The organism is Shewanella sp. M-Br (assembly GCF_036245925.1).
GTDB classification, from domain to species: Bacteria; Pseudomonadota; Gammaproteobacteria; order Enterobacterales; family Shewanellaceae; genus Shewanella; species Shewanella oncorhynchi.
The window spans coordinates 116,044-129,798 of sequence record NZ_BJBV01000007.1; the positions used below are offsets into that span (position 1 = coordinate 116,044).

At 45.6% G+C, this 13,755-nt stretch carries 10 protein-coding genes and 1 pseudogene; 9 read left to right on the top strand and 2 right to left on the bottom strand.

Annotated features, from left to right (window positions below; translation table 11 throughout):
- The first annotated feature begins 190 nt into the window (after nucleotides 1-190).
- Together AAA952_RS07760 and AAA952_RS07765 are read left to right on the top strand one after the other, a co-directional pair.
- Entirely contained in the window at nucleotides 191-1,402 is a 1,212-nt protein-coding gene (locus AAA952_RS07760; RefSeq protein WP_338255842.1) for an NnrS family protein, read from the top strand.
- Nucleotides 1,386-2,797 (top strand): annotated as a pseudogene (locus AAA952_RS07765) (ammonia-forming cytochrome c nitrite reductase subunit c552). Before AAA952_RS07760 ends, AAA952_RS07765 begins: the two are co-directional and overlap by 17 nt.
- Before the next feature lie 286 nt (nucleotides 2,798-3,083).
- On the opposite strand, the gene AAA952_RS07770 reads toward AAA952_RS07765, so the two are convergent.
- Together AAA952_RS07770 and AAA952_RS07775 are read right to left on the bottom strand one after the other, a co-directional pair.
- Nucleotides 3,084-4,661: an ABC transporter ATP-binding protein gene (locus tag AAA952_RS07770; protein WP_338255844.1), complete on the bottom strand. Its 1,578-nt coding sequence runs from the start codon at nucleotides 4,659-4,661 to the stop codon at nucleotides 3,084-3,086.
- On the bottom strand, nucleotides 4,658-6,256 hold the full coding sequence (locus tag AAA952_RS07775; RefSeq protein WP_338255846.1) for an ABC transporter ATP-binding protein: 1,599 nt from the start codon (nucleotides 6,254-6,256) through the stop codon (nucleotides 4,658-4,660). The genes AAA952_RS07770 and AAA952_RS07775 overlap by 4 nt, the downstream gene beginning before the upstream one ends.
- A gap of 319 nt (nucleotides 6,257-6,575) precedes the next feature.
- Here AAA952_RS07775 and AAA952_RS07780 point away from each other — a divergent pair, with 319 nt between their 5' ends.
- The 7 genes from AAA952_RS07780 (at nucleotide 6,576) to AAA952_RS07810 (ending at nucleotide 13,679) form a co-directional block, all read left to right on the top strand.
- Nucleotides 6,576-8,693: a TonB-dependent receptor gene (locus AAA952_RS07780; protein WP_338255849.1), complete on the top strand. Its 2,118-nt coding sequence runs from the start codon at nucleotides 6,576-6,578 to the stop codon at nucleotides 8,691-8,693.
- A 92-nt stretch (nucleotides 8,694-8,785) separates the two neighbouring features.
- The gene (locus AAA952_RS07785; protein WP_338255852.1) at nucleotides 8,786-9,496 is read left to right on the top strand and encodes a TetR/AcrR family transcriptional regulator; all 711 of its coding nucleotides are present in this window, start codon (nucleotides 8,786-8,788) and stop codon (nucleotides 9,494-9,496) included.
- A gap of 105 nt (nucleotides 9,497-9,601) precedes the next feature.
- Nucleotides 9,602-10,510 carry an ABC transporter permease gene (locus AAA952_RS07790; protein WP_338255976.1) on the top strand — a complete coding sequence of 303 codons (909 nt, stop codon included), beginning with the start codon at nucleotides 9,602-9,604 and terminating at the stop codon, nucleotides 10,508-10,510.
- Nucleotides 10,507-11,457, top strand: coding sequence for an iron chelate uptake ABC transporter family permease subunit (locus AAA952_RS07795; RefSeq protein WP_338255853.1), 951 nt, complete (start codon nucleotides 10,507-10,509; stop codon nucleotides 11,455-11,457). Before AAA952_RS07790 ends, AAA952_RS07795 begins: the two co-directional genes overlap by 4 nt.
- On the top strand, nucleotides 11,454-12,236 hold the full coding sequence (locus AAA952_RS07800; RefSeq protein WP_113939275.1) for an iron ABC transporter ATP-binding protein: 783 nt from the start codon (nucleotides 11,454-11,456) through the stop codon (nucleotides 12,234-12,236). Before AAA952_RS07795 ends, AAA952_RS07800 begins: the two co-directional genes overlap by 4 nt.
- On the top strand, nucleotides 12,233-13,234 hold the full coding sequence (locus AAA952_RS07805) for a siderophore ABC transporter substrate-binding protein (protein ID WP_212599342.1): 1,002 nt from the start codon (nucleotides 12,233-12,235) through the stop codon (nucleotides 13,232-13,234). Before AAA952_RS07800 ends, AAA952_RS07805 begins: the two co-directional genes overlap by 4 nt.
- A 154-nt stretch (nucleotides 13,235-13,388) precedes the next feature.
- Nucleotides 13,389-13,679 carry a DUF2607 family protein gene (locus AAA952_RS07810; RefSeq protein WP_028761491.1) on the top strand — a complete coding sequence of 97 codons (291 nt, stop codon included), beginning with the start codon at nucleotides 13,389-13,391 and terminating at the stop codon, nucleotides 13,677-13,679.
- Nucleotides 13,680-13,755 lie beyond the last annotated feature (76 nt).

Here is a 13,755-nt window from a genome sequence, read left to right on the forward strand (position 1 = left end):
TACATTGATCAAGCCTATTAGCCGTCAGAAATGAGTATTCCACGACACTTTATTTTTTGTTCATCTTTGGGATCTTAGTTCCAAAATCTAAGATTTAGTTTGAATTGAAGGTCATAACAGTACAATATAAGGGTCATATTGAATGCATCTTAAGTGTGTTCATCATCGTTCTGCTACTCGGCTAACAACTATGCTAAATATTGATGATCCTACACAAACCGAACGTACTCATGCGTTATGGCGCTTAGGCTTTAGACCTTTTTTCCTCGGGGGAGCAATATTAGCTGCGCTATATATCCCTTTGTGGCTATTAACTTGGTTTACTCCCCAATATAGCTTTTTCCCTTCATCTTTTTGGAGCAAGATACTGCCGCTATGGTGGCATCCACATGAAATGCTGTTCGGTTTCGCTATGGCAATTGTGTGTGGATTTTTGCTGACTGCCGTTCAAAATTGGACCAACCAACCCACATTAAAGGGATGGCCACTCGCATTGACCTTTAGCTGCTGGTTACTGGCACGATTATTACTCTTACTCCCAATGCAAGTTCCGCTCATTTTGCCCGCCTTGTTTGATTCCTTGTTCCTTGGTATGGCAAGCCTTACTCTATGGCGCTGTATTTATAAGGTGAAGCAATGGCGCAATATTGGTTTTCCGATCATGTTGTTTGCTGCACTCGTGATTAACAATGTCAGCTATTACGCCCTTTTTGAGCGCGACTTTATTCTTGCCAACCAGATCTGGCAGGCGATGTTATGGTGGTTAGCCTTACTTATCACCATAGTCGGTGGGCGTGTCATTCCATTCTTTACCGCGATGCGCATTAAGGCCACTAAAGCAGATCCCTTAACTTGGATTGAATACCCGCTGATCCTGACGATGATCTTGCTCGTCATTCAATCACTCATCCACCTTATACCTCTGGAAGTCGAGCGAGGCTTACTGCTCATTGCGGGGCTTTTGCAGCTGGTCCGATTTGCACGCTGGTTACCCCATAAAACACTGAAAGAACCTATGCTGTGGTCCTTGCATCTTGCCTATTTAATGTTGCCTCTTTGCCTCTTTGCCATGAGTTGGTATCTCGATAATGAATATGCCTATCGCAGTTTGCTTCACCTATTTGCTATTGGTTGTATGGCTACCTTGTGTCTTTCGATGATTTCCAGAGTGTCACTCGGGCACACAAGTCGAAATATTTATGAGGGCCCTAAGATGATCTTGGCATTTATTTGCCTACCATTAGCGGCACTGCTCAGGGCGCTAATGCCCATCTGGTTTCCGGCCCACACCCAAGTTTGGTTATGGTTGGCTGGCAGTTGGTGGTTTATCGCATTTGCACTGTTTGTATGGCACTACTTGCCGATACTCTCTCGCCCCCGTATCGATGGGCGCCCAGGTTAATATTGATGTTAGGACAAAAGGATATAAAGTGAAAACTTATTTGAAAACAGTTACATTGCTAAAAATGATTTGCTTGCTCGCCATCACTACATGTACATCTGTAGCGGCTTCCGATACTAGCAATCAACAAAAATATCCTAACCAATATCAATCTTGGCAAGCCACCTCTGAACAAGTTGAACGCGAGGATATGCTCGCCAATTATCCCGCCAGCATCATACTCTGGGCAGGATCTTCCTATGCCAAAGAGTACCATAGCCCACGTGGACACCATTTTGCCGTTGCTGATGTGACGCATACTTTACGTACGGGTGTCCCCCCCCTAAAGCAGGAGAGAAAGGATTATCCGCCAGTTGTTGGACCTGCAAGACACCGGATGCCCCTAGATTGATTGAACAACTGGGATTTGAAGGATACTCCGCTAAAAACTTTACCGATCTGGGCAAAGAGATCCAAAGCGTAGTGTATTGCAGTGATTGCCATGAATCTGGCACTAATAAGTTAACTTTACCTCGTCCTCATGCCCAAGAGGCTATGGCTAAAATTCACCTGCCATTCGATAAACAAGATACCAATATGCAAGGTGCGCAGGTATGTGGTCAGTGTCATGTTACTTACTATTTCCGTCCGGAAAAAAGTAATGTTGTTAATATTCCCTGGATTTTTGGCAGCACAGCCGACGATATTGAAAAATATTATGACACTCGCCGCTTCTTCGAATGGATCCATCCTCTTTCGAAAACGCCCATACTCAAAGCACGTCATCCTGAGTTTGAACACTGGAGTCGCAGTAAACATGCCGAAGTCGGTGTCACTTGCATTACCTGTCATATGCCAACCCAGCAGGATGCAAAAGGTGTTGAATTTACTAGCCATAAAGTTGATAAAGCCTTACCGCATTTTGATAACAGTTGCAGTGGCTGCCATAGCAGTAAAGCCAAAATTGAAACCAAGCTTGCGGCCAATAAATTAGCGATTGAGACCAAAGCCCGCGAAGTTGAAGCTTTGCTCGTCAAAGCCCACTATGAAGCTAAAGCGGCATGGGATGCAGGTGCTAAATGGGAGAATATGAATGAGCCCATTATGGCGATACGACACAGTCAGTGGCGCTGGGACTTTGCCATGTCTTCACATGGTTTATATGCACATAATCCACAAGAAGGTAAGCAGCTTTTAGATAAAGCCATCGAACAAGCGAACGAAGCACGTCATCTGCTCGCTGGAATATTGAAGCAACTTAACGTGACTCAAGTTAGCTATCCAGATATCAGTACTAAGGAAAAAGCCCATCAAGCGATAGGGTTAATTGAATCGGATTTAATCAAAGAAAAACAAAAGTTTATTGAAGATGATGTTAATAAAAATTGGCACCCTGCCGCAAAATATGGTTATTAGTTTATTAGCGGGTGGCTGATAATTTGAGGGATTTTAAAGCTCAAAAGCGAGAGGAAGTTCGAGTATTTATGCTTTGATTCAGTGAGCGTTATGCCAACAAGGCTTGGTCGGTTCTACAGCGATGCTCATCTTCCTTTGCACGAGCAATAACTGCAGCCGAAATGATTCATGTCATTTCGGCTGCAGTACATAACTCATTGAGATGTTGGTCTGTAACGACAAATTAATCACTGTAATCTGTGTCAGATATCTGTAATTCAGTTTTTGAATGCGTAGAAAGCCGATCTTACTTTGAGGTAACTGATTGATGAAATTCTATTATCTTGGTTGGCTGCCAAAGTGATTGGTTTCGATGCGAAACTAAAACCAATGTACAACTCTGTTCGCAAATAGCCTTGGCTACACGCTTTTCTGTCTCTTCATCCAATGCCGAGGTGGCCTCATCCATTATCAGAATCGGCGCATTTTTGATAAGCGCGCGTGCTAAGGCAAGCCTTTGGCGTTCTCCTCCCGATAACCCTGCGCCTTGCAGGCTGACTTCTTGGTAAATGCCCAGTTTTGATCTATCTAATACTTCATCCAGCGCCACTTGGCGTGCCGCTTTATCTACGGCTTGATCGTCGGCATCAGGGTTACCAATACGAATGTTACTGGCAATGGTGCCTGTAAAGATGAGTGGATCCTGCGGCACATAGGCGAAAAAGCGGGCAAGTTCAGCAGCAGGGATTGAAGTGAGCGGCACCTTGCCCAAAGTGATCAGGCCTAGGGTGGGATCATCAAAGCGCATCAATAACTTAAGTAAGCTGGTTTTACCTGAACCACTAGGGCCACAAATCAGCACGCGTTCACCTGATTCGATAGTGGCATTGATATTTTGCACCGCAGGGGGAAATGTTACGTTATTCAATTCGATTGTATGATTGTGCGGTGTCTTTTGTTGCGCTTGGCTTGGCTCTTTGAGCGTTGGCGCATGAGTCGCTTGTCGATAGTGTTTAATAGCCGCTAACTGATCATTAATGCCTATTGCCGCCACGGCGAGAGTCTCAAGTGGCGCCGCCGCGCGCATGGTCAACATCAAGACTGCGAGCAACATTGTTGTATTGTTTATACCGGATAACACCAGATAGAGTGCCATGCCTGCAATAGGTAAAAAGCTGGCGATAGTCGACAGTAATGTTGCTATAGCAGCGGCGCGATTAGTTCGTTCTAATGCAATTTCTTGTGTTTGCCAGTTTTGCTCCAACCGTGTTGTTGCGCCGCTATATCCTGCTGCTGTGCGCAGTAACTCTAAGTGGTCGATCAGTTCAAGGGTTGACTGATCTGCTGCCAATTCAGTGTTGTTTCGGTCCATATCTGCGCGGGCAAGGGCTCGTTGCGCCATACTCTGAATCACAAATGATACGAGCAACAAGCTAGCCAACATCAGTACCAGTGGCATGCCACCGATCAATCCTATGCCAAAGGTAATGCAGAGCGGAATAAGCGGTGCATGAATAAATACCTGAAATTGATGTGCCGGAATACTCATAAAGCCAGGGATACTTCGAGAGACAGTTTCTATGAGTAGTGTCCTGACACTCGGTGTAAACCAAGATAGTTTAGCTTGTTGCATGGTCGTGCCTAATGCACTGTAGAGCGCATTGGCCAGCCTTGCGCCAGCCCAAAAACCTGAACGCGAAGCCAGTATTGTAGTGAGTATGGTTATTGCGGCAATCGATAGCACTTTTTGCGGTGATTGCTGCTCAATAATGGCTAAAGCCAGTTGAATGTAGCATGCGGCTTCCAATATGGCCGCCACAGCCCAACCGCAGGCAACAGGTATTAAGTGCTTTATGGCTGCGTAATCTTGGGGACGATTTATCATTGGCTTTCTCCTTCCCTGTGATGCTTGAGTGCGAGCTTGTCATCCGCCAGCTCGGCAAGCGTTAAGTCATGGGTGACCATCACAATGGTTTTGTGGTTTGTTTTTGCGTGATGGCGTAGTGCTGTAAACACGTTAAACGCCGTTTCGCTGTCTAGGGCCGATGTGGGTTCATCAAGCAATATCACCCTAGCGGGTGAAAGAAACACACGGGCAAGATTAACGCGTTGTATTTCACCGCCAGACAGTGTGCTTGCATGAGTATTTAAGGATTTATCCAATTGCGCGCAGTGTAATGCTGCTAAGTAATCGTCATCCGTGGCACAAGGTGCGGTGAGCGCGAGATTGTCGGCGATGGAGGTTGCCAGTAGTCCCGCACTTTGCGGTAATAGCATGATCGCGCGATTAATTGAGGCTTCATCCATCTCTTTGAGTGCCATACCAGCGAGTCGAATATCTCCGGCATTTAGCTGCTCCATGCCAGCTAATAAGCGCAGTAATGTGGATTTGCCAACACCACTGATCCCTGTAACTGCCGTCACTCTGTCAGATCTAAATTGATAGTTAATGGGCACAGATTGATTGCTTGTAGACAGTGAAGGCACAACATTCGTGAGGGTGAGCGGCATAGGTGTATTAAGCTCAATATTGCCGTTACCAACAGGAACTCTCGATTGCTCAAGAAAATCCGTTAGCCGCTGAGCGGCAGCGCGGCCCGTGGCGAGATAATCGAGCCCATGCCCGAGCTTTAGGGCTGGTGTGACTAAGGCCAGACTGAAGAACAAGGCGGCAGCAAGGTTTTCTGGCGGCCATTCATACCCGATGGAATAGACAATGGCAAAAGTACAAACTGCCTGCAGTAGTGATGTGGCCACGGCGACTGAAGTTGATACTTTGCTTACCCGCTCAATGATCTCCTCAATAAAATGCTTAGTTGCCTTTTGGTAATCGGCCATGGCACCAGTTTGTGCGCCATAAATGCGAAATACAGGCGCACCACGGGCGTAGTCATCCACCGCGGCAGTGATATTTCCCATCACATTGACTCGTGCTTCACCCTGTTTTGCAGCAAGCCTTGGGATCACCACCAAATAGAAAAGCGCTGCGACTAGGCCTGGTATAAGGGCAAGTAATGCCACTAAGCCCGCACTTAAGATCAGCAAACCAATAGTGATGGCAGGGGCAATGATAAAGGTCGCTAATTCTGAGGGTAAATGCGCGATCATATGATGCAATGACGCTATGTCATCGACCATTAATCGCTTTAACTTTTCGCCCTTATATTTTGCCAAGGTGCTTGGTGGCAACCTGACAAGATGCGCTGCAACATGACGCCTTAATCTTCCAGAAAATTGCGCCTCAGCATTGTGGTTAACCCAAGATGCGCCAGCTGATAGCAACGCTGACACGACCCCAAATATGAGCGCCCCCGCTAACCATAGTGAATGATGACCAGCAATAAGTTGAATCATGCACCAGAGTGCACCTAGTGTCGTCACGCCAGCACCTACCGCTAGCAGCATTCCGAAAGTGAGTGCGGGAATAGCCGGACGTAGGGCGAAGGCTAATGTTGAAGTGGGACTGAAAAGTCGCTGCATTTTAATGTTCACCTAAAAAATCGAAGTGGAACAGGCTGGGCTTCGGTCTGGAAAGTGTGATTAACACAAGGCCAATGAAGCGATGAAGTCTTGATATTGCAGAGTAAAAAATAGTCTGAGTGCCAGAGTTTATGGGCAAATGAACATCCACGAGCCAAATTCCTTGTTTCATAAAAATTGAACCGCCATGAGATGGCGACCATATTAAGCGGTCATTTTTATTTATAAACACAGTGTTGATAAATGTTTTGAACGGCGATAATATAATTGATAACTATTCTCATTGGCAATAAATCTTTCGTATAGGGAGTTATTAAACATGCCCCGATTTGGTAAGTTTTACCCACAATCAAAGTGGGTTATCGGTTCTCTTGCGCTGGGGCTTAGCGCTATTTCAGGCTCAACTATTGCTGACAGTGGAACTGCTCCAGATAAGCAATCCAAGCAACAAGATGCAGCGGGAAATATTGAAGTCATCACAGTTTACGGTCAGAAAATCGAGCGCACGCTGAAGGAAACGGCGAGCTCAGTGACAGTGATCACTGAAGAACAGTTGAGGAAAAATGCGGACCAATCAACGATCTCTGAAATTCTCGGCGGTACGCCAAACTTAATTTATGCCGGAAATACCGATGCGCCCATTATCCGCGGAACAGATACTAAAGGGCCTGTTGCAGCGGGTAATGCCTATTTATCTAAGCCTGTACCCGGGGCAACTATCAGTGTTGATGGTAAATATCTGAGCCCCGCAGAACTGGATTTAGGTGCCGCTGGCGTGTGGGATGTGTCGTCTATTGAAGTTTACCGTGGTCCGCAAACGACCAGTCAAGGAGCCAACAGTATTGCTGGCGCTGTAGTCATCCATACCCATAACCCCACTTATACGTCAGAATTTGCAGCGCAAGCACTTTATGGCAGTCGAAATAAGCAGCGCTTTTCGGTCATGGCGTCCGGTGCGCTCAGTAATGACTTTGCCGCAAGAATTAGCGCAGATTACAGTGCTAGAGATACCTTTGTTGATTACGTTAACCCAGAGTTTACTGCCCATGATTTGGATTTTGAGTTTAAAAACCAAAATCTACGGGCGAAGTTGCTATGGGAACCCGAAAAATACAGCAACTTTTCTGCCATGCTGACTTATTCCTCCACTGAGGCTAAACGTCCCAGAAACGAGGTGGTATCAGAACCCTATGATGACTTAGAAAATCGTTCAATTTTTCAGGACAATCAAGAAGTCAGCAATCATGTCGGAATTTTTGATCTTGAATATGTGTTCGACAATGGGATGAAGTTGCAAAACCAACTGCAGTATTCAGAAGGGCAGTTTGATTATCGATTTGCAGCACCTTATCAAGGGATCGCAAAACGAGATAATGAAAACTTTTCGAATGATATAAGGCTGAACTTTGGTGACAAGAGTTCAGAGTTTAGTGGGGTTGCCGGTGTCTTCTACTGGGATGATAAAACCAACAACAAGCTGAACAACGTATTTGGTAATGCCGACGCCGACCTGAGACATACCAGTTTTGCCCCCTACGGTGAAGTCATATGGCGCTTCTCACCTAAGTGGGCATTCACCAGCGCTCTCCGTTATCAGTCTGATGAAATTAGCCACGATGGTATTGCCAGCTACATCCCAGATGTGCGCCATCAATATGAAGAGACGTTTACGGCGTTATTACCTAAAGTTGCCCTGTCCTATGATCTGACAGATAACGTCTTAATCGGCGCGATGATCAGTGAAGGCAATATTCCTGGGGGCACAGGCATTAACTTCCGCGGCGGCGAATATTATACATTCGATGCCGAGTCGGCATGGAACTATGAACTTTTTACTCGTATCGATCTGCTTGAACAACGCTTGATCATAAATAGCAATCTCTTTTACACCTGCTTTAAAGATTCACAACGTTCTGTTACTGATTACCTCGATGGACGTCCCTTTGGTTCTGTCATTATTAATGCCGATGAAGCGCAAAGCTATGGGATTGAATTAGATTGGAACTTTAAAGTGGTCGATAGTTTTAGCCTATATGGTGGGCTGGGTTTACTTGAAACAGAGATAAGTGAATTTAATGACTACCGTGGCGAGGAGTTTGTCGGCAACGAGTTTAGTAAAGCGCCAGGATATATGTTCAATGTTGGGTTTGACTATTCAATCACAGACACTATCAAAGTGAGCGGTGATGTGCGCCATACGGATGGATACTTTTCAACGGATACCAATGAGCCTGAGTTAAGAGTGGGGTCTTACACTACGGTAAACCTGAATTCTTCCTATCAAATCAACCAATATTTTGAAGCCTTTGTTTATGCACGCAATTTGCTGGATGAACGTGCACCCGTGGCAAAAATGGCTGACAGAAGTACCGGAGGCGTGGATGCATATTTACTTGAACCACGAGAAATAGGCGTGGGCGTTAGGGCGAAGTTTTAGCGGCTAGCTTCTACCCGCTGTATTGGGTATTGCCATGCAGCGGGTAGCAAGAGCGGTTAGAATGGCATTTTTGCCTTGGAAACCTTATCGATATGACACAAGTACCGGATCAACCCACTCAAAAACGCCAGCGTGGCAGACCTAGCCGTATTTCCCGTGAGGCTATCGCCAGAGCTGCGTTGGAGATTGGGGTTGATCAAGCGACTATCCCAGCTATAGCGGCGCATTTAAAGGTCGATCATTCGTCCCTCTACCATCACGTAGCAGGTCGAAATGACGTTATCTCCATTGCCGCTGAGCTTGCAATTAATGAGCTGGACTGGCGAGCGCCAGCAGCCACCGATTGGCGGAGCGAATTGATCATATTGACCGATGCCATTTGGGCACTGTATGAGCGTCATCCTGGCCTCGCTGAGTCTATCCATCAGGCCAGTGTTACGCCGTCATCGGGTATACGTTCTTTTGCTGAATCGGTCGAAAAGCTGCAACGCAAAGGCTTCTCCCTCGATGAGGCAGTGCTTGCCGTTGATATCTTAGTTGACATGGTGGGGGAGTGCTTTTTGGGATGGTGGTCAACCACTAAACCAGAGGCCGATGGTCGGACACGTAAAGAGCGAATTATCGCAATTTGGGAAGATGAAGCCTCCAAGCTCCCTGATAAAGCTGAGCAGATAAATGCGATGGTAGACATCATGAAGGTGGGCGCCCGCAAATGGTGGGAGCGAAAACGTGACTTAGTGTTAGCGGGTATTGCCGTTACCCATGCCCAAAAGGCAGGGGGATCCGATAAGGCTCAAACATAGCGCGCCGATATGAAAACCTCATAGCGGCTGCAGATTAGTACAAGATTTATTGCGTATAGGAAGTATCAGTTTGTGAAGGTGGTTTATGCACTGACGTGCTTTTTTGTGCTTTGTTTTGCCTCATTGCTGCTAGGCGCAAAGTATGCTTCTGTGACGCAGATGCTGACGTTCTCGGATGATGTCTGGTTGGTGTTATCTGCGAGTCGCTTGCCGCGGCTCTTTGCCTTGATTTGCTCAGGTGTAGGGCTCGCTGTCTGTGGTGTGATATTGCAGCAGATTGTGCAAAACAAGTTTGTTGAACCTGCTACTTGTGGCGGGCTTGATGCCGCCAAACTAGGCATATTAATTTCAATCATTCATACCCCGAGTATGGGGGTCACCGCCAGAATGTTGGGGGCTTTGGTTTTTTGCCTGCTTGCGAGCTTAGCCTTTATTCTGATTATTCGTGGTATTCGGTATAAGAGTCCGGTGCTCATTCCAATTATTGGGATTATGTTTGGCAGTGTACTCAGTGCGATAGCGGAACTTTATGCTTATCAAAACAATATGATGCAGAGTATGCAGGGATGGATGCTGGGTGATTTTTCAAAAATCGTGCAGGGTAACTACGAAATCATCTATCTGATCCTTCCCGTAGTCATACTGACCTACCTTTATGCACAGCGCTTTACCATTGTAGGAATGGGCGAAGGCTTGGCTACCACACTAGGCCTGAGTTATTTCAACCTAGTTATCTTAGGGTTAGTGTTGGTTTCCCTGACTATAGCGACCACAGTTATCACAGTCGGGAGCATTCCATTTATTGGTTTGATTATTCCTAATCTTGTCGCTATGCGCTATGGCGATAATTTAAAACGCACCTTGCCTATTATCGCCTTTGCTGGCGCAACGCTACTGATTATCTGTGACTTGCTTGGTCGGCTTGTTTTGTATCCCTTTGAAATTCCTATAGGTCTAACGGCAAGCTGTTTAGGTGGACTCATATTTTTAGTTATCGTTTGGAAAATCAAATGAAAGACAGTGCATGGCGTTTTTTGAGCTGGGGGCAGCCTATTATGTTGGCAGTCACATTTTTATTGATGGGCTCAGGCTTTGATTTTGACTATGTCATACCGAATCGATTGGTGCGTTTGGGCACTATTTGCCTTGGTGGTGTCTGTATTGCGTTTTCTTCGATACTGTTTCAGACCTTAGCCGGAAATCGCATTTTAACGCCATCTATCATGGGGTATGAAGGGGTTTACTTGATTTTGCAGGCTCTGTTGATCCTTATCTTAGGGACGGGCAGCAGTATTCTGATCACCGCTAACAGCAATTTCTTTGTCTCAGTCGTGGTGATGTCGCTTTACTCAATGGTGATTCACCGCTGGCTATTTAGTGGAGATCGACATGATGTGTTCTTCCTACTGCTTGTGGGCTTAGTGCTCAGTGTGGTGTTAGGCAGTTTTACTCAGTTAATCCAATATTCTATCAGTCCCGGTGAGTTTTCTATTTTCCAGAGCTACAGCTTAGCGTCGTTCAACCGCGCTCAACCAGAGCAATTGCTTATCTCTCTAGTACTTGTCAGTGCCGTGTGTATTGCCGCTTGGAGAGTGCGTGCTGTACTTGATGTATTACTGATGGGGCGGGAGCAAGCTATCTCTCTTGGTATTGATTATCAAAAAGTGGTGCGCCTGCTATTGGGTCTTATCGCGGTATTGGTCGCAATATCAACCAGTTTAGTGGGGCCGACTGCCTTTATGGGGATATTTGTCGCGAACATGGCCTATGCGCTGGCAAGGCATCCGTCGCACTCATTTACTTTGATAACAGGATGCGCCGTTGCTATCTCGGTTTTTCTGATCGCGCAAATGCTCGTTGAGCATCTGTTTAATTATCAAACCAGTGTTGGGCTGTTAATTAATCTATTTTGTGGCGCCTATTTCTTTGTCTTAATTCTTAAACCTCGGAGCGCAGTGTGATAACCGTCAATAACTTATATCAGTCTTATGGCGCGAAACCTGTGCTAAAAAATGTCACTGCACAATTTCCCGAACATCAGATGACTTCTCTTATCGGCCCCAACGGTGCCGGCAAAAGTACCTTACTGATGTCGATTGGTCGGTTACTGAATATCCAGCAGGGCGAGGTATTACTCAAAGGTACTGCTATCCACAATATTCCCTTGAAGGATTATGCCAAGCAAGTGGCAACCATGCGTCAGTTTAACAGCCTCAATTTACGCCTGACGGTCAGGGAGTTAGTGGCATTTGGTCGTTTTCCCTATAGCCAAGGGGCACTCACAAAGGAAGATCATCGCGCCATTGATGAAGCGCTGTCGTTTTTAGCTTTACAGTCATTAGCCAATGTATTTATTGATGAACTTAGCGGCGGACAACGCCAAATGGCTTTTCTGGCAATGGCGATTGCGCAGCAAACGGATTATTTATTGTTAGATGAACCGCTCAACAATCTGGATATGAAACATGCCGTTAGCATAATGCGGGCACTTCGCCATCTGTGTGACGATTACAAACGAACGGTAGTGTTAGTGGTTCACGATATCAATTTTGCGGCTAACTACTCCGACTATATTGTCGGTATGAAGCAAGGCGTTGTGCACTGCGCTGGACCCGTTGAAGAGGTCGTCACAGCACAAAGGTTAAAAGCACTGTACGAACTGGATCTTGAGGTGCTGAAAACGAGTCAAGGAACAGTATGTAACTATTTCAACTTCAACTTACAAGGAGAATACAAGTGACGTCGAAATGTAGAAGTGGGACTAAAGTGATAGCGATTCTGTTATTTAGCTCGGCTTTTTTGCTGGCCTGCGACAATAAAACCGAATCAGTACAGCTTGCATCATCGGATACGAGTGCTTCAACGGCTGAGTTGGAGTTTGCCCCGATAGAGGTAGAGCATAAGCTGGGCACTACTGTTATTACAAAACGGCCAGTACGTGTTGCGGCCCTAGATATGAATGAAGTCGACTATCTCGAACAGTTGGGTATTCCCATTGTCGGTATGCCAAAGGATTTTGTTCCTTACTACCTGAAAGACTACAGCAACAATAGTGATATCGTTGATTTAGGTGCTATCGTTCAACCCAATATGGAACGTATTTATGCACTTAAACCCGATTTGGTGCTGATGTCATCCGTTCAAGCTAGTCATTATCAAGCGCTTTCCAATTTGGCACCAACCATTCATTTGGATATTGATTATCAAGACAGCAACAGCGATTACTTTGATATAGTCACAAAACACTTATTGATGCTGGGTAAATTATTCGATAAGCAAACCTTAGCAAAACATAAAGTGGATGAACTGGAAACTAAGATCCAAGCCGCCAGAATGGTCATTAAGGACAGGCCAGAAAAAGCCTTGGTGGTGCTACATAATAATGGCGCTTTTCGATTTTTAGGTATTCGTTCTCGCTATGGTTTCATTTACAGTGCACTAGGGGTTAAACCCGCTAGCTTATCAGAGCAGATGGGATTGCACGGTCAACCTGTATCAAGCGAGTTTATTCTTGAAAACAATCCCGACATTATTTATGTCGTCGACAGAACCGCAGTGATGGAGCGAAGCCCTGTATTGGATAAACAGTCTATAGATAACCCTATATTGCGCGAGACTAATGCTTGGAAGACGGGGAATGTCATCTTTGTAGATCCAGAGGCTTGGTATATAACAGGGGCCGGAATAACATCCCTTAATATCATGATTGATGATGTGTTAAAGGGTTATGTAAAGTAGCAGACTGCAAATAGTCTATGGACGGCATAGCTAATGACTCATGAGATAAGTTACCTCTTGTAACATTTAAGCCCTACGGCTTAGGTAAATCGGTTTGCAACTTTAGTAGTGCTTAACATACAATCGCCTGCCAAATTATCTGAGGAAGTAGGGTTTGAATAGTGTGATACAAACAAGACGCACCCTAGCGATATGGCTTGCTGCCATATTGGTGCTATTGTCTGTTGCCATTGCTGTTCACAGTGTTTCTCATGCTAGTGAAGACTCTAAGGCCAATTGTTCGCTGTGCTTACATCAGCACCAGTTGCAACATGCGCTAACCAGTACACCCTTTCATTTTCAACTCGCTCAGCAGGGTTATATCTCGGTTGAGTTTCAGGCCGTTTCCTTTAAGCGACCTTTTAGTCGTTTCTTCAATAGTCGTGCTCCGCCCATAACAGCATAAGTTACTGTTTATTCAATTTATCTTAATTAACTTTGAGCGCCTTGGCTTAGCTAAGGCGCCGATGCTGTTTATTTTC